Annotated in this window: 10 protein-coding genes; 6 read left to right on the plus strand and 4 right to left on the minus strand. The window is 66.8% G+C overall.

The features are described from left to right. Positions 1–78: 78 nt before the first annotated feature. The 3 genes from AC1DYU_RS23590 to glgB are packed head-to-tail and all read left to right on the plus strand — an operon-like array spanning position 79 to position 8,790. Positions 79–3,321: an alpha-1,4-glucan--maltose-1-phosphate maltosyltransferase gene (locus AC1DYU_RS23590; RefSeq protein ID WP_476793764.1), complete on the plus strand. Its 3,243-nt coding sequence runs from the start codon at positions 79–81 to the stop codon at positions 3,319–3,321. Next, the gene (gene treS / locus AC1DYU_RS23595; RefSeq protein ID WP_476793765.1) at positions 3,318–6,602 is read left to right on the plus strand and encodes a maltose alpha-D-glucosyltransferase; all 3,285 of its coding nucleotides are present in this window, start codon (positions 3,318–3,320) and stop codon (positions 6,600–6,602) included. Before AC1DYU_RS23590 ends, treS begins: the two co-directional genes overlap by 4 nt. Next, positions 6,595–8,790 (plus strand): 1,4-alpha-glucan branching protein GlgB, encoded by a 2,196-nt coding sequence (glgB, locus tag AC1DYU_RS23600; protein WP_476793766.1) that lies wholly within the window; start codon positions 6,595–6,597, stop codon positions 8,788–8,790. Before treS ends, glgB begins: the two co-directional genes overlap by 8 nt. A gap of 53 nt (positions 8,791–8,843) precedes the next feature. Here glgB and AC1DYU_RS23605 read toward each other — a convergent pair whose 3' ends face one another. Further along, on the minus strand, positions 8,844–8,975 hold the full coding sequence (locus tag AC1DYU_RS23605; protein ID WP_476793767.1) for a hypothetical protein: 132 nt from the start codon (positions 8,973–8,975) through the stop codon (positions 8,844–8,846). Further along, entirely contained in the window at positions 8,972–10,777 is a 1,806-nt protein-coding gene (treZ, locus tag AC1DYU_RS23610) for a malto-oligosyltrehalose trehalohydrolase (protein ID WP_476793768.1), read from the minus strand. Before treZ ends, AC1DYU_RS23605 begins: the two co-directional genes overlap by 4 nt. 164 nt (positions 10,778–10,941) lie before the next feature. Here treZ and AC1DYU_RS23615 point away from each other — a divergent pair, with 164 nt between their 5' ends. After that, the gene (locus AC1DYU_RS23615; RefSeq protein ID WP_476793769.1) at positions 10,942–11,841 is read left to right on the plus strand and encodes a VOC family protein; all 900 of its coding nucleotides are present in this window, start codon (positions 10,942–10,944) and stop codon (positions 11,839–11,841) included. A gap of 43 nt (positions 11,842–11,884) precedes the next feature. Further along, positions 11,885–12,289 carry a DUF350 domain-containing protein gene (locus AC1DYU_RS23620; protein ID WP_158486806.1) on the plus strand — a complete coding sequence of 135 codons (405 nt, stop codon included), beginning with the start codon at positions 11,885–11,887 and terminating at the stop codon, positions 12,287–12,289. A gap of 19 nt (positions 12,290–12,308) precedes the next feature. Here the strand turns inward: AC1DYU_RS23620 and mdoH are convergent, their stop codons facing one another. After that, complete coding sequence (gene mdoH, locus AC1DYU_RS23625) at positions 12,309–14,489, minus strand: glucans biosynthesis glucosyltransferase MdoH (RefSeq protein ID WP_158486807.1); 2,181 nt, start codon at positions 14,487–14,489, stop codon at positions 12,309–12,311. Next, the gene (locus AC1DYU_RS23630; RefSeq protein ID WP_476793770.1) at positions 14,477–16,039 is read right to left on the minus strand and encodes an OpgD/OpgG family glucan biosynthesis protein; all 1,563 of its coding nucleotides are present in this window, start codon (positions 16,037–16,039) and stop codon (positions 14,477–14,479) included. Before AC1DYU_RS23630 ends, mdoH begins: the two co-directional genes overlap by 13 nt. Before the next feature lie 308 nt (positions 16,040–16,347). On the opposite strand from AC1DYU_RS23630, the gene glmU reads away from it, so the two are divergent. Continuing rightward, complete coding sequence (glmU, locus tag AC1DYU_RS23635; RefSeq protein ID WP_476793799.1) at positions 16,348–17,712, plus strand: bifunctional UDP-N-acetylglucosamine diphosphorylase/glucosamine-1-phosphate N-acetyltransferase GlmU; 1,365 nt, start codon at positions 16,348–16,350, stop codon at positions 17,710–17,712. Positions 17,713–17,738: the final 26 nt, after the last annotated feature.

Consider the following 17,738-nt stretch of genomic DNA (forward strand, 5'->3'; position numbering starts at 1 on the left):
GTCCGGCGCCCTTTGCGTGGAACTGCCCGGCCGTCTGACCGTTCCTATCAGAGCTTCAGCATCCAGGGCGGAATCCAAGTGGCCAAATACAAGGAGCAGCCGTCCGGCATCGCAGAGGCGGAGCGCACCGAAACCGCTGCGTCGCGATCTGGCCCGAATATTTACTACCTGCACCCGCGCCTGGTCGGTGCGGGCTATCCTTGGGAGGATCATGCTCGCCACGCGCTACGGCTCGGCTTCACGCATATCCTGCTCGCCTGGCCGTTCTCGGCCGGCAGCGACCTGTTCCTCACCCACGACCTCGCCGGGTTCGGCGAACAGGAAGCCGCGCCAACCCTTCGGAGCCTGGCGGATATCTGTGACAGCGCCGGCCTGCAGCTCTGGATCGATCTCGCGGTCGGGCGGGCCGATGCCGGCGGCCCGTTCGCCGCGGGGTTGCCGGGTTGCTGGGTCGAGCCGAGACGCGAAGCACTCGACCCACGCAAAAGCCTCGCCACCAACGAGGTCGAGGCCGCGTTCGGCGACGGCGAAGCTCGCCGGCGCCTGATCCAGTTCTGGCAGGGTCAGCTCCTCGAATGGCAGCGACTTGGCATCTCCGGCGTCCGCTGTCACGAGGCGCAGGCGGTATCCCCGGAGATCTGGCAAGAGATACTGGCACCTGCGCGGGAGGCCGACCCGCGGTTCCAGGCATGGGCTTGGATGCCGGCCGCGCCGCGCCAGGAGCGGATCGCGGCGGGCCGCGTCTTCGATTTCGTGCCTTCGTCGATCTGCTGGTGGGGCGGGCGCGAGCCCTGGCTCATCGAGGAGTACAATGCGGTGGCGCCGCAAGCGGGGCTCATCGGCTTTCCCGAGGATCCGTTCTCCGCGCGCCGCCCGGCCATCTCGCCCGTGAGCCCCGCCAGGAGCAGCCAGCGCGCCTTGATGGACGCTGCCCTGCTGGCGGATGGCTGGCTCATGCCGATGGGCTACGAATTCGGCATGGAGGTGCCCTTCCTTCATGCCGAGGCCGAGGACTTTCTGGCGGCTTCGCGGGGGAGCACGGATCTCCAGGCGGCCGTGATGGCGGCCAACCGGGCGGCCGCCGCCATTCCCGCCGGCGCGGGCGGATCGATGCGGGCGCTCGCACTTGGGCAGGACCTCGACATCATCCTGCGAAGCAAAGCTTCATCCCGGCAACTGGTCCTGTTGAACCGCGACCTCGTCAACAGCACTTCCCCCGATGTCGATCTGGAGGCCGCCCGGTTCGGGGCAGAGCCGGCAGAGCAGGGGACGCACGACCTGCCTCCGGCCGAGGGGAGGGTGATTCCTCTGAAGGGCCGTCAGGCGATCACGGGCGCCGTGCCGGCCGTACTGGGCGACAGGGGGACGCTGGAGGCGCAGCGCATTGCGATCGAGGCCGTCAGTCCCGCCGTCGATGACGGCCGCTTCCCGGTGAAGCGCGGCGTCGGCGATCTGGTCGAGGTGACCGCCGACATCTTCAGCGACGGCCACGACGTGCTGGCAGCTGAACTTCTTTGGCGTGCGGAGGACGAGGCGACATGGTCGCGCGTCCCGATGAGCCTCATTGCGAACGATCGCTGGCAGGCCCGCTTTCCGCTGTTGCGGGTGGGGCGGCATCGCTTCGCCGTCGAGGCGTGGTGGAGCGAGTTCGGCACCTTCCGTCGCGATCTGGTCAAGAAGCGCGATGCGGGGCTGGATATCGCGCTGGAGGTCCAGGAAGGCCGCCTCATCCTGGAAAAATTCGCGGGCAGTGCCGGAACGGCGGATCGGGCGGTGATCGAGGATCACCTCGCGCGCCTGGGCTCGTCGCAGTCCGAGGACGCGTCGGTGCTGCTGGCCGAGACGCTTGATGCCGCAATAACGCGAGCCGATCCCAAGCCGCATGCGACCGGTGCCGACACGACATTCCCGGTCGAGGCCGACCGCGAGGCCGCCGCGTTTTCGAGCTGGTACGAGCTGTTTCCGCGCTCCATCACCGACAGCCCGACGCGGCACGGCACCTTCCGTGACGTCCTCGGTCGTCTGCCTGCGATCAGGGCGATGGGCTTCGACGTCCTGTATTTCCCGCCGATCCACCCGATCGGCAAGACCAACCGCAAGGGCCGCAACAACACCCTGACGCCCGCGCCCACCGATCCGGGCAGCCCCTATGCGATCGGCTCCAGCGATGGCGGGCACGACGCGATCCATCCCGAACTGGGCAGCCGCGAGGATTTCCGCGCTCTGGTCCGGGAGGCGGCGCGACACGGCCTGGAGATCGCGCTCGACTTCGCCATCCAGTGTTCCCCCGACCATCCCTGGCTCACGCAGCATCCGGGCTGGTTCCAGTGGCGGCCGGACGGCTCGATGCGATACGCCGAGAACCCGCCGAAGAAGTACCAGGACATCGTCAATGTCGACTTCTACGCCGGCGACGCGGTCCCGGAGCTTTGGATCGCCTTGCGCGACGTCGTCCAGGGCTGGGTCGATGAGGGCGTGCGGACCTTCCGCGTCGACAACCCGCACACGAAGCCCTTCCCGTTCTGGGAGTGGCTGATCGCGGATATCCGCTTGCGCGATCCCGGCGTGCTCTTCCTGGCCGAGGCGTTCACCCGGCCCAAGGTGATGTACCGGCTGGGCAAGGTCGGCTTCTCGCAGTCCTATACCTACTTCACCTGGCGCAACACCAAGGCGGAACTGACGGAATATCTGACGGAACTGAACGAGGCGCCGGCGCGCGACGTCTTCCGTCCGCACTTCTTCGTCAACACGCCCGACATCAACCCGGTCTTCCTGCAGCGCTCCGGGCGGCCGGGCTTCCTGATCCGCGCCGCGCTGGCGGCGACGCTGTCCGGCCTGTGGGGCGTCTATTCCGGCTTCGAGCTCTGCGAGGCCGCGGCCATCCCCGGCAAGGAAGAGTATCTCGACAGCGAGAAATACGAGATCAGGCCGCGCGACTGGCAGGCGCCCGGCAACATCATCGCCGAGATCACCCGGCTGAACCTGATCCGGCGCAGCCATCCAGCGCTGCAGTGCCATCTCGGCCTGACTTTCTACAACGCCTTCAATGACAACATTCTCTATTTCGGCAAGCAGGCGCAGGGGGGCGGCGAGATCATCCTCGTCGCCGTCAATCTCGATCCCTTCGGCGCTCAAAGCGCGGCGGTCGAGGTGCCGCTCTGGGAATTCGGATTGCCCGACGATGCCGCCGTCGAGGTCGAGGACCTGATGCGGGGCCATCGCTTCCGCTGGCACGGCAAGATGCAGACGATCCATCTCGACCCGCACGAGCTCCCCTTCTCGATCTGGCGCATCGGCGCCCCGGACGGTTCCTCCACATGACAACGACCGAAGGCATCGTCGCATCCGAAGCACAGGCGGGGGACCCGCTCTGGTACAAGGACGCCATCATCTATCAGCTGCACGTGAAGTCGTTCTTCGACGCGAATGGCGACGGCATCGGCGACTTTCCAGGCCTGATCGCCAAGCTCGACTACATCGTCGGCCTTGGCGTCAACGTGATCTGGCTGCTGCCGTTCTATCCGTCGCCGCGGCTCGACGACGGCTACGACATCTCGGAATACAAGGGCGTCCACCCGGACTACGGCACGGCCGCCGACGTCAAGCGCTTCATCCGGGCCGCCCATGAGCGCGGTCTGCGCGTGATCACCGAACTCGTCATCAATCACACCTCGGACCAGCACCCCTGGTTCCAGCGCGCGCGGCTGGCGAAGCCCGGCTCGCCGCATCGCAACTTCTATGTCTGGTCCGACAACAACCAGCTCTATTCCGGCACGCGCATCATCTTCCTCGACACCGAACGCTCGAACTGGACCTGGGACGAGACCGCCGGCGCGTATTTCTGGCACCGGTTCTACTCGCACCAGCCAGACCTCAACTTCGACAATCCCGCCGTGCTGAAAGCCGTGCTCGGCGTCATGCGCTTCTGGCTCGATCTCGGCGTTGATGGGCTCCGGCTCGACGCGGTGCCCTACCTGATCGAGCGGGACGGGACCTCGAATGAAAACCTGCCCGAGACCCACGACGTCCTGAAGAAGATCCGGGCGGAACTCGACGCCTCGTTTCCCGACCGGATGCTGCTGGCCGAGGCCAATATGTGGCCGGAGGACACGCAGGCCTATTTCGGCGACGGCGACGAGTGCCACATGGCCTTCCACTTCCCGTTGATGCCGCGGATGTACATGGCGATCGCGCAGGAAGACCGGTTCCCGATCACCGACATCATGCGGCAGACCCCGGACATCCCCGAGGCGTGCCAGTGGGCGATCTTCCTGCGCAATCATGACGAGCTGACGCTCGAGATGGTGACCGACAAGGAGCGGGACTACCTCTGGAACTTCTACGCCACCGACAAGCGCGCGCGCATCAATCTCGGCATCAGGCGCCGGCTGGCGCCGCTGCTGGAACGCGATCGCCGGCGCATCGAGCTGATGAACAGCCTGCTGCTCTCGATGCCCGGCACGCCCGTGATCTACTACGGCGACGAACTCGGCATGGGCGACAACATCTATCTGGGCGATCGCGACGGCGTGCGCACGCCGATGCAGTGGTCGCCCGATCGCAATGGCGGCTTCTCCAAGGCCGATCCCGCAGGGCTCGTCCTGCCGCCGATCATGGATGCGCTCTACGGCTACGACGCCGTCAATGTCGAGGCGCAGACGCGCGATTCGCATTCGCTGCTCAACTGGACGCGGCGAATCCTGGCCGCCCGAAAAGAGCACAAGGCCTTCGGCCGCGGCACCCTGCGATTCCTCTATCCGAAGAACCGCAAGGCCTTCGCCTATCTGCGCGAATATGACGGTGAAACCATCCTCTGCGTGGCGAACTTGTCGCGCTCGGCCCAGGCTTTCGAACTCGATCTGTCGGAATTCGCCGGCCGCCACCCCATTGAGATGCTCGGCAACTCGGTCTTTCCAGCGATCGGCCAGCTGACCTATCTGCTGACGCTGCCGCCCTACGGGTTCTACTGGTTCGTGCTGGCTCAGGACACGCAGGCGCCTTCCTGGCACGCGCAGACGCCCGAGCCCATGCCCGATTTCACCACCTTCGTGCTGCGCGGCGGCCCAGACGAGATGATCACGCCGCAGTATCGCCGCGAGTTCGAAACCAGCATCCTGCCGCCCTATCTCGCCAAGCGTCGCTGGTTCGCCGCCAAGGACCGGAAGCTCGATGGTGCCCGCGTTGCCTTCACGGTGCGCGTCGGCGCTGGGCGCGAAGCGGCCCTTGTCGCGGTGGAGGCCTCTCACGCCGACGGGACGGAGCGCTACCTGCTGCCGCTCGGCATCGGCTGGGACGACGAGACCACCGCGGCGCTGCCGCAGCAGCTGGCGCTCGCCCGCGTCCGGCGGGGCCGGCGCACCGGATTCCTGACGGACGCCTTCGCGCTCGGAGGCTTCGTCCACGAGCTGCTTGCGCTGCTGAAGGCTGGTGGAACCGTCAAGAGTACGTCGGGCGAAGTCTCCTTCCGCCCGACACCGGCCTTCGAGGACGTCCATGTGGTTCCCGAGGATCCTGTGCGCTGGCTCTCGGCCGAACAGTCGAACTCCTCGGTGATCGTCGATCACAAGGTCATGCTGAAGCTGTTCAGGCGGCTGGCGCCGGGCCGTCATCCGGAAGCGGAGATGTCCCGGGCTCTGACGGAGCGGGGCTTCCGCAACGCGCCGGCACTGCTCGGCGAGATCGTCCATGTCCCCGCGCAAGGGGAGGAGGAGGTCATGGCGGTCGTCCAGGCCTTCATCCCCGGCGAAGGCGATGCCTGGGAGTGGACCGCCTCCTATATCGGCCGGGTTCTCGACGAGATGTCCCGCGAGGATGCCGATCTGCATGACCTGCTCGCGATCTATGAGAGCTTCTCGCGGATGCTCGGGCAGCGTCTGGGCGAGATGCATGTCGTGCTGGCGCAGCCGAGCGAGGACGAGGCGTTCCAGCCGGTTCCAGCCGATAGCTCTCAGGTGGGGCGCTGGCTGAACCGCATCCGCGGCCGGGTCGAGGCGGCCTGCGAGAACCTGAGCAGCCATCGGGACGCTCTCGCCGAAGCGGAGCGGGCGCTGGCCGACAGCGTGCTGCAGCGCAGGGAGCCATTGCTGCAGCTCATCGAGAAACTATGCCGCGAAGGCGAGGGCACAATGCTGCACCGGATTCACGGCGACTTCCATCTTGGGCAGGTCCTGGTGGCGAGCGGCGACGTGATGATCATCGATTTCGAGGGCGAGCCCGCCCAGCCGCTATCCGAGCGCCGCGCCAAGGACAGCGGCTGGCGCGACGTCGCTGGCATCCTGCGGTCGATCGACTATGCCCTGGCGGCAGGGCGACGCACGGGCGCGGCGATCGGCCAGGAGGCGCGCTACGACCAGATGGCGGAGGCCTTCCGGGAGATGATGCCGAAGGCTTTGCTCGACGCCTATCGCGAGGCGACGGGCTCCGCACCGGGCCAGGCGAGCGGGAGCGACGAAGCCAGCCTTCTCGCACTCTTCATGCTCGAAAAGGCGGCCTACGAGGTCAATTACGAGGTGAGCAACCGGCCCGATTGGCTCGTCGTGCCCTTGCGTGGCCTGACGGAGCTTCTCGACCAGTTGCTGCCCGGAGAGGCGCGGAATGATTGAGACGACAACCGATCGCATCCCGCCGCTGAACACCGCCACGGCCGTTGCATTGGCCGCTGGCCAGCTTGGCGACCCCTTCGCGGTGCTGGGGCCGCATCAGGGGCCGGGGGGGCGGTATATCAGGGTCTTCCTGCCCGGAGCTTTGGCCGTGGCGGTCCGGCAGGAGGGGCGAGGGCCGGTCCAGCTGCAGGCCTCCGAACCGGCAGGGCTGTTCGTGGGCGCGCTGTCCGACGGGCCCTATCTGCTGGCGATCACCTGGCCCGGCGGCGAGCAGGTCACCGAAGACCCTTACGCGTTCGGGCCGCTCCTGGGGGATCTCGACCTCTACCTGATCGGCGAGGGGCGCCATCTCGAGCTGTCCCATGCGCTGGGCGCCAACCTCGCGACGGTCGACGGCGTGCGCGGGGTGCGCTTCGCGGTCTGGGCGCCCAATGCGCGGCGGGTATCCGTCGTGGGCACCTTCAATTCCTGGGACGGCCGGCAGCACATGATGCACCGGCGCGGCGACAGCGGCGTCTGGGAGCTGTTCGTGCCCCGCCTCGGCAGCGGCGAGCTCTACAAATACGAGATCATCGATCGCGATGGCCATCTCCTGCCTCAAAAGGCCGACCCGTTGGCCAGGGCAGCCGAGCTGCCGCCCGGAACGGCCTCGATCGTGCCGCGCCAGGCCTCGCATGTCTGGGGCGACGGCGCCTGGATGGGCACGCGAGCGGACAAGCAGAGCGCCTCCGCGCCGATCTCGATCTATGAGCTGCATCCGGGCTCCTGGGTGCGGGGGCCGGGTGGCGAGATGCTCGACTGGCGCGGCCTCGCCGACCGGTTGGTGCCCTATGCCAGGGAGATGGGGTTCACCCATGTCGAGCTCCTGCCGGTGGCGGAGCATCCCTTCACCGGCTCATGGGGCTATCAGCCGCTCGGCCTGTTCGCGCCGACGCGACGCTTCGGCGAGCCCGAGGATTTCGCCCTCTTCGTCGAGGCCTGCCATGCGGCGGGCATCGGCGTCATCGTCGACTGGGTTCCGGCCCATTTCCCGTCTGACGCCCACGGGCTCGCGCGCTTCGACGGCACCGCCCTGTATGAGCATGAGGACCCGCGCGAGGGTTTCCACAAGGACTGGAACACCCTGATCTACAATTTCGGCCGGCGCGAAGTCTCCAACTTCCTGATCGCGAGCGCGCTGTACTGGCTCGAGCACTTCCACGTCGATGGTCTGCGCGTCGATGCCGTCGCGTCGATGCTCTACCGGGACTACAGCCGCAATCCCGGAGAATGGCGCCCCAATATTTATGGCGGGCGCGAAAATCTCGAAGCGGTCGACTTCCTGCGGGGCCTGAACGCAGTGGTTGCCCAGAGAGCCCCCGGCGCGATCATGATCGCAGAGGAATCGACGGCCTGGCCCGGCGTGACCCGCAATTCCGCCGAAGGCGGGCTGGGTTTCGCGTTCAAATGGAACATGGGCTGGATGCACGACACGCTTCACTATGTGCAGCGCGATCCGCTCTATCGCAGCCACCATCACGGCGAGATGACCTTCGGGATGGTCTATGCCTATTCCGAGCATTTCATCCTGCCGCTGTCGCATGATGAAGTCGTCCACGGAAAAGGCTCGCTGCTCGGCAAGATGCCGGGCGACACGTGGACGAAATTCGCCGGGCTGCGGGCCTATCTCGCGTTCATGTGGACGCATCCCGGCAAGAAGCTGCTGTTCATGGGCGGCGAGATCGCGCAGGGGCGCGAGTGGAACCATGACGGCGAGATCGACTGGGATCTGCTGGCCGATCCCCTGCATCGTGGCGTCCAGGCCTTGGTCGTCGACCTCAACCGGATCTACCGCGACAGCCGGGCGCTTCACGCCACCGACTCAGTCCCCGGGGGCTTTCGCTGGCTGATCGAGAACGACCGCGACAACGCCGTCTTCGCCTTCATCCGTCAGATGGAGGGGGACGCGCCGATGCTAGTGGTGGTCAACATGGCGCCGGTGCCGCGGCAGGGCTATCGCATCGGCGTGCCCCATGCCGGGCACTGGCGTGAAGTGCTCAACAGCGACTCCACGCATTACGGCGGCTCGGGGGCCGGCAATGGCGGCGGGGTCAACGCCGAGCCCCGGTCATATGGAGGGGAGGCCAACGCGGTGGAGTTGGTGTTGCCGCCTCTGTCGACGCTCGTCTTCAGGCATGAGGGCGCCTGAGCCGCCATAGCTTGCGCCGCCGCTTCTGCCGAGATTGAAAGGACGGCTGGGGTTTACGGGCCGGCCGCGATGAACGGCCATGCGACGGCCAGAGCGAGGCCTGTCACGAAGACGACGAGGAACAGCAGGCCATAGGCGATCCGTGCCCGGTGCAGATCGGCCTCATTGCCTCCCGGCGGGTTCATGATCGGCTCAGCAGCATGGCGCCGGTCCAGGCACCGAGGCTGATCTCGTCCGAAGCCGCCATGTCGTTGCTTGCCCAGATCACCGTGTCGTCAGGGCTGCGCGGAAACCTCACCTCATCCTGGCCGAAATTCGCGATGAAGCGCAGCTTGCCGGCCGCGAACCGCCAGTGCACGTCGATCGCCTCGGGCATGGGTCGCTTCCAGCTCGCGCCCTGAAACATGCTGGCGGCGACCGGCGTGATCGTCTCGCGCCGGATGCGCAGCATCTCCCGGGTCTCCGCCAGAATCTCCCGATGAGGCGGCTGCTCGATTTCGCTCCAGTCCAGACGCGACTGTGCGAAGGTCTGCTCCGAGGTCGGGTCCGGAATGGTGTCCTGCGCCGCATCGTCCCTGAAGGCGCCGAAACCGGCGAATTCGCGCCGCCGCCCTTCGCGCACAGCCTTCGACAAGTCCGGGTCGGCGAAATCGACGAAGTACTGGAACGGGGTGGAGGCGTTCCATTCCTCACCCATGAAAAGCAGCGGAATCTGGGGCGAGAGCAGCAGGCCCGCCCTCGCCAGCGCCAGTTTCGCAGGCTCGGCCAGAGCGCCGATCCGCTCGCCGAAGGCGCGGTTGCCGACCTGGTCGTGGTTCTGGAGGAAGGCGACGAAGGCGGAAGGCGGCAGGTGCGCGGAAGGCTCGCCACGCGGGACGCCGTCATGTTTCGACACTTCGCCCTGATAGGCGAAACCCTCCGCCAGACAGCGGCCGAGATGGCGGACCGGCTCTTCGTAGTCCGCGTAGTACCCTTCGTCTTCGCCCGTCAGCAGCCGGTGCCAGGCGTGATGGATGTCGTCGTTCCATTGCGCCGTGTGGAGCAGCGGCGACTGGCTGTCGTCCCGCTCCAGCCAGCGCACCTGGTTGGCGTTGTTCTCCAGCACGAGATGGATACGGCGCTCCGGCAGGCTCGTCCGGATGCGCTCGGCCAGATCGGCGATGAAGTGCGTGCTGCTGTCGTCGGCGATCGCATGGACCGCATCGAAGCGCAGCCCGTCGAAGTGATACTCCTCGAGCCAGTACAGCGCGTTGTGGATGAAATAATCCCGCACGACATGTGCTGCGTCGCCGTCATAGGCGATGCCGGCGCCCCAGAGCGTCTGATGCCGCTGCGTGAAGAAGCTCTCGGCATAAACAGGCAGGTAATTCCCCGATGGGCCGAAGTGATTGTAGACCACGTCGAGGAAAACCATGATTCCGCGCCGGTGAGCCTCATTGACCAATGTCTTGAGGTCATCAGGCGAGCCATAGGCATGGTCGGGCGCATAATGCAGCACGCCGTCATAGCCCCAGCCGCGATCGCCGGGGAAATCGGCGATCGGGAGAAGTTCGAGCGCCGTCACGCCGAGATCGCGCAGATGATCCAGCTTCCCCATGAAACCGGCGAATGTGCCCTCCGGGGTCGCCGTGCCGATATGCGCCTCGTAGAGGACCGTTTCCTCCCAGGGGCGTCCGTTCCAGTCGCCGTCGCCCCAGGCGAAGGCTTCGGGATTGACCACCATGCTCGGCCCTTCCACATCGCTCGGCTGGAAGCGCGAGGCAGGGTCTGGAATCTGAAGCTCGTCGTCGATGCGAAACCGGTACAGCGCGCCGGCTGCAGCGCCACGACAGGTCAGCCGGTGCCAGCCGTCGCCCTCGGGCGTCATGGGACGCTCGTGATCGCCGAGATGGAGCGTGACGGTCCCGGCCGAGGGCGCCCACAGCGAAAATCGGACTCCTCCATCGGTAATTTCCGCACCGAATGGCATTCTGTGGGCGCGACCCATTCATGGCTTCCTCTGCAGCATCGTCCGGTTCGAACAACGAATGGCGGCCGCTGTGGTTTCATAGCTCGGTGCGTCCGAGGCTGGGCGGCATCCACCAGGCATGACCAGCACCCGCCGACCTGCTAGAGATGAAGGCCCGAGCCTGCCGCAAGCGAGCCAAGCCCATGCCTGACGCCATCATGCCCGACGCCACCATCGCCACCGCCCCACGCGGCCTCGATCATCTCGTCATCGGCGTCCGCGATCTCGATGCCGCCGGCGCCTTCTATGAGACGCTCGGCTTCAAGGTCGGCGCGCGTAATCGCCATCCCTGGGGCACCGAAAACCGCATCGTCCAGTTTCCGGGCTCCTTCCTCGAGCTTTTGACGATCGCTGACGCTGCCGCGATCGTCCCGCCGGCTCCGCGTGTGTTCTCCTTCGGCAGCTTCATGCAAGACGCGCTGGCGCGCGGGGAGGGGCTGTCGATGCTCGTCCTCGATAGTGCCGATGCCAAGGCCGACGCCGTCGCGTTCCAGGCGGCGGGCATCGGCGATTACGAGCCGTTCTTCTTCGAGCGCCAGGCCAGGCGTCCCGACGGCAGCGAGGTCCGCGTCGCCTTCTCGCTGGCCTTCGCGGCGGACCCGCTGGCGCCGGAATGCGGCTTTTTCGTCTGCCAGCAGCATGAGCCGCAGAACTTCTGGAACCCGGCCTTCCAGCAGCATGCCAATGGCGCGACGGCCTTGACCTCCGCGATCATCGTCACCGACGACCCGGCGGCCCATCGCGAGTTCCTGAGCGCCTTTGCCGGCTTCCCCGAGGTGCTGGAGGGCAATGCCGATCTCGTGCTGGACTTGCCGCGCGGGCGCATCGACGTGCTCGATCCGGAGGCCGCGCAGGCGATCTACCATGTCGAGCCCGATCCGACGCCGGCCCGCTTTCTCGGCTTCTGCGTCGCCGTGCCCGATCTCGATGCGGTGGCAGAGCGGCTCGAAGCGGCCGGCGTGCCTTTCGCGCAGGGTGACGACCGGATCACCGTCCCGGCCGAGGCGGCTTTGGGCTGCGTCATTGCCTTCGAGCAGGCCTGAGGGGCAGGATCGGCGGAACGGGAACAGGGGATTCGGAACCACCATGATCGCGCAGGCGCTGTTGAAGCTTCCGGATTTCGCCCTGTTCTTCTCGGTGTCGCTCGGTCTCGTCGGCGTCTACCTGCTGGTCTACACGCTGGCGACCTCGCATAACGAATTCGGCCTGATCCGCCAGAACAACATCGCGGCGGCGCTGTCGTTGGGCCTGAGCCTGACCGGCTTCGCGCTGCCGCTATCGAGCGCCGTGGTGCATTCCAACACCATCCCCGATCTCATGATCTGGGGCATCGTCGCCATCGTCGTGCAGTTGATCGTCTATATGCTGGTCAGGATCGTGCTGCCCAACCTGTCGGCCCGCATCGCCGCCGGCGAATTGGCGGCGGCGCTCTTCCTCGGCGCCGCATCGCTGGCAGCCGGCGTGATCAACGCTGCGGCAATGAGCTTCTGACGAAAACCCGGTTCGGGGCTTAGGTCCCACGCGTCTCCGGCAGCGACGCCAGCAGCGAGACCAGGGCCCGGTCGTGCAGCACGACCATGCGCTCCTTCGGCTTCAGCCAGATCGCCGCATCGTCGATCGTTTCGGCGTCGACGAGCTTGGCCTGGGCCACGGCCCGGTCGGGCTCGATCTCCCCGCGGCGACGTGGCGGGCTTTCCGGCAGCATCGCCTCATGCGCCTCGCGCAGCGCCGGGTCGGCATGCAGCGCCCTGAGGCCGTCGGCATCGTCGAAGCCGGCCGCGTCGAACTCCGCCTGTAGCGCATTGGCACGCAAGGCCACGGCCGGCGGATCGCCTTCCTCCGGTGTCACCAGGAGCTTGTGCCGCTTGAGCCAGAGCCCGATCGCGAGCTGCCCCGATGCCCAGGACAGCGGAATCGCCAGCACGAGGCCGACGATGGTGGGCGACATCCAGGCAAACAGCGAGGTCGCGATCATGAAGGCCGAGATGCCGGTGACGATGCCAAGCACCGTATGGGTGCGGTGCCGCCTGATGATGTCGTTCAGCGGAATCGAGCCGTCGTCGCGGCGCTGCGGATTCCAGCCCGTGTCTCGGCCAAGCAGAATCTGGAAGACCGAGCCCGACTGGATCAGCATCATGATCGGCGCGAAGAAGGCGGAGAACAGCACCTCGATCAGGGCCGAGATCACCAGCCGGATCGCGCCGCCGCCGGCCCGGCGCAGCTTGCCGTTGAACAGCGTCAGCAGCAGACCGAACAGCTTCGGCGCGAGCAGGATCGCCATCGTCAGCGCGAACAGGTTCAAGGCGCGCTCGGGGTCGAAGCGCGGCCAGACCGGGAAGAGAGTGAACTCCTGCGTGAAGTATTCAGGCCTGGCATAGCTGACCTGGAGCACGATCAGGATACCGACCACGAGCTGCATCAGCCAGAACGGCGAGGCGAGATAGCCCATGATGCCGGTCGCGAAATGCTGCCGCGTTGGCACGACGAAGCCCTTGGCGCCGATGATGCGCGAATGCTGGAGATTGCCCTGGCACCAGCGCCGATCGCGCACCGAGACGTCGATCAGCGAGGGCGGGCTTTCCTCATAGGACCCCGTCAGGTCCGGCAGCATGTAGACCGACCAGCCGGCGCGCCGGATCAACGCCGCCTCGACGAAATCATGCGAGAGCACATGGCCGCCGAAGGGCGGCTTGCCCTTGAGGTCGGGCAGGCCGCAATGGTCGGCGAAGGCCTTCGTCCGGATGATCGCGTTATGGCCCCAGTAATTCCCGTCGCGGCCCGACCACATCGCCAATCCCGTCGCGATCACCGGTCCGTAGACGCGGGCGGCGAACTGCTGGAGCCGGGCGAAGAAGGTGTTGCGGTTGATGATCAGCGGCAGCGACTGGATGATGCCGGCATCCGGGTCGGCCTCCATCGCGGCGGCAAGCCTGATGATGCAGGTGCCGGTCATCAGGCTGTCGGCGTCGAGCACGACCATATGCTCGTAATGCCCGCCCCAGCGCGTCACGAAATCGGCGATGTTGCCGGCCTTGCGGTGATGGTTCTTGGGCCGGTGGCGGTAATAGACCCGCGCGTCGGGCCCAAGCCGCTGGCGCAGCGCCAGGAAAGCCCGCTCCTCGGCGACCCAGACATCCGGATTGGTCGTGTCCGAGACGATGAAATAGTCGAAATGCGCGCCCAGTCCGGTCGCCTCGACCGATTCGCGGATCGCGCAGAGCGCAGCGAAGGTGCGCGCAGTCGATTCATTGTAGATCGGCATCACCACGACGGTGCGATGCTTCAGGCTCTCGACGCGGCCCGAGGGCCCCTTGTTGAACAGAAGCCCGAAGAAGCCGAGCACGGCGCTGGTGAAGGCGAGAGCGATCCACGAGAAATTGACCGTGAACAGCACGAGCAGGGCGTACTGCAGCGATGTCGTGCGGCTGACCGACACGACATGGTACATTTCCCAGGCGCCATAGGCGGTCAGCACCATGCCGCCGCCGAAGACGAAGAGTCGCTTCAGCCAGGGCGTCGTCCAGTCGCGCGGGGCAGCCGGCGTCCGGCGGTCGGACGCCTTCCAGCTCCGGAAGGACTGGACCGGCATGACCAGGCGGTTCTCTGGCGGCGTCGCAGGATCTTGGCTTGCCAGATAGGGGCGCGTCTGCGTCGCGGCCTCGCCAGGGCGGGTCGCGGTTACCACGTCCATCGGTTCAACCAGGTTTCCGAAACCGGCTGACCGCCGGATTGCAGCACGAGCCTGAGCTCGCAGAGGTTTTCCGTGCCAGGATCGACCTCGAAGCCCACCCGCATCAGCTTGCGCTCGGGAAAGGGCCAGAGCCGCAGGTTCTGGATCTGGCCGGGCTGCGTGGTGATGTTGGCACGGGTGGAGGCGACGATGCCGGCATCCGCCAGCCTGTCACCGGTGAAATCGACGATGAAACGCCGCCGACGCGCTTGCGAGCCACGCCCCTGGCGGACGCGGGTGGCGAGTGCGAGGGGCGGCCGCTCGGGCGGCTGCCAGCACCAGGCCTGCCGGTAGGCGATCACGGTTTCGCTGCCGGCCGCGAACGCCTGGCGCGGCCGCCAGTACATGATGATGTTGTCGTTGACGTCGGACTCGCTGGGAATCTCGATCAGCTGGACCGAACCCGCGGTCCATTCGCCGAGAGGCTCCATCCAGACGCTCGGACGAAGCTCGAAGCGCTGGTCGTCATCCATGAACGCGGCCGGGTCGCGCTCGCGCTGGACCAGCCCGAAGCCCTTCGGATTGCTGTCGATGAAAGACGAGACCTGCAGCGTCGCGGGATTGCTGACCGGACGGTAGATCCATTCGCCGGTGCCCGAGCGCATCTGCACGCCGGAGATCTCGTGCACCGCCGGCCTGACATCGTCAAAGCTGCGCCGGCTTTGCGGGCCCGACAGGAAGGTGCCCATGGTGCAGCCGAAACCGATATGGTCGAGGGTCTGGCGCGCAAACAGCGTCATCTCGACATCGATCAGCGTGACGTCGCCCGGCCGAAGCGTCATCCGGACGGCGCCGGTCAGGCTTTCGGAATCGAGTAGGGCGTGAATCACCAGAAGGCCGGAAGCCGGGCTCGGCCGCTCGATCCAGAAGGCGCGAAAGAACGGGATTTCCTCGCCGCGCGTTTCGCCGGGCCGCAGGATCAGGGCCCGTGCGAGCGCACCGAAATTCTGGCCCCGCGCCAGCGAGCGGAAGAAGGTCGCGCCCTGGAACATCGCGACCTCGAACGGCCGCTCCAGCCCGGTCGCGATTCGCATCCCCGAGAACTGCAGGTCGACATTCGCCGGCGGCGGAGCGACTCGGCCGTAGTCGAACTTGCTGCGGTCGAACGCGACACGCCGCACGGTGTCGTCCTCGACCGTGAAGAGGCTGACCGGATTCGAGAAGACGTAGCCGCGATGCAGCGGCTCGACCGTGAAGCCACGGTTCTCGCCGGCCCAGATCAGGCTGCCCGGCTGGGCCCTGATTCCCGAATACTGGTCGAAGGGCAGGGTGGCGTAGCCCTCCGGCAGATCGGTCGCAACGAGCGGCACGAGCGGGCGCTGCGCGATGATGCGCGCCGCATCGACCACGAGCGACGGATCGAACCGCTGCCCCTCGAAGAGAAAGGACTGGGTGATGGCGGCCGCGGCGGACGGCGTCTGTGAGTGGGCCGCGCTCGCCGCGAGCAGCGAGGTGGCCGCAGCTGCGCCGGAACTTTCGAGAAACTGCCGACGATTCAAAGGTTTCGACATTATATCCAACATGCGCGGGCGACGCCCTCGCCCCCACGCGCTTCTAGAGCATTTCTCCGGGATCTGAAAAGCGGCTCGCCGGGTAATTCGTAGCCGATCGCTCGTCTCCCCGTTCTTGTGATCGCCGCCGGGACGACCCCGGCGATGATGGCGACTTTGGCAAAAGCCGATGGGATCGGCTATCCACGGCGCCTGCAACGCCACCATGCGCCAGATCGACCGCACATGTTCCCGGCCGCAAGCGTTCCCGTTCCGGAAACCGCGCGGCCGGGCCTTCGCCGACAAAGGAGACGAGAATCATGACCGAAATGCAGTCCGGCCGGTCCTGCCTTGCGATTCTCCTGGCTGCTGGCGAGGGCACGCGGATGAAGTCCGCGCGTCCCAAGGTGCTGCACGAGATCGGCGGACGCTCCCTGCTCGGTCATGCCCTAGCATCGCTCTCCGAGGCAGGCGCTGATGCGATCGTCGTCGTGACCGGCCCCGATCGGCCGGAGGTCGCGCGCGAGGCGCAAGAAGTGCTGCCCGCCGTGCAGATCGCGATCCAGGCGCAGCGCCTGGGCACCGCCCACGCCGCGCTCGCGGCCAGGGAGGCGCTGGCCGCCGGCTATGACGACGTCATCGTCGCCTTCGCCGATACGCCGCTGGTCCGGCCGGAGACCTTCGGCGCGTTGCGCGCCGTGCTCGCGGACGGCGCGGCCGTCGTCGCGCTGGGCTTCGAGGCCCGCGATCCCACGGGCTATGGCAGGTTCGTGATCCGCGACGGCGCGCTGGAAGCGATCGTCGAGCACAAGGATGCCACGCCCGAACAGCGCGCGATCACCCTCTGCAATGCCGGGCTGATGGCTCTCGATGGCAAGCAGGCGCTGTCCCTGCTGGAGGCGATCGGCAACGCCAACGCGCAGTCCGAATTCTACCTCACCGACGCGGTCGCGGTGGCGCGGTCGCGCGGTTTGTCCGCCCGCGCGCTGACGGCTCCGGAAAGCGAGGTTCAGGGGATCAATGACCGAATCCAGCTGGCGACCGCGGAGGCAGAGTTCCAGCGCCGCAAACGGCTTTCCGTGATGGCCGAGGGCGCGACGCTGACGGCGCCCGACACCGTCTTCTTCAGCCACGACACACAGATCGGCCGCGATGTGCTGATCGAGCCCAATGTCGTGTTCGGCCCCGGCGTGCGCGTCGCCGACGGGGCGGTGATCCACGCGTTCTCGCATCTGGAAGGCGCCGAAGTCGGTCCCGCTGCGACGGTCGGACCCTATGGCCGCCTGCGCCCCGGCGCGAAGCTCGGCGAGAAGGCCAAGATCGGCAATTTCGTCGAGATCAAGTCGGCTGAGATCGGCGCTGGCGCCAAGATCAGCCATCTCACCTATGTCGGCGACGCCACGGTGGGCGAGGGCGCCAACATCGGAGCGGGAACGATCACCTGCAATTATGACGGTTTCTTCAAGTATCGCACGACCATCGGCGCCGGCGCCTTCGTCGGCTCGAACTCCTCTCTGGTCGCCCCGGTCACGATCGGAGAGGGAGCCTTCGTCGGCTCCGGCTCGGTGGTGACCGACGACGTCGCGCCAGACGCGCTGGCGGTCGGTCGTGGCCGCCAGGTCACGCGGGAAGGCTGGGCGAAGGCCTTCCGCGAGATCTCTCTGGCGCGCAAGGCCGCGGCGAAAAAGCCCTGAAGCGCGGCCGTTTGATCAAGCCGCCG

The organism is Allobosea sp. P2_B12 (assembly GCF_056404835.1).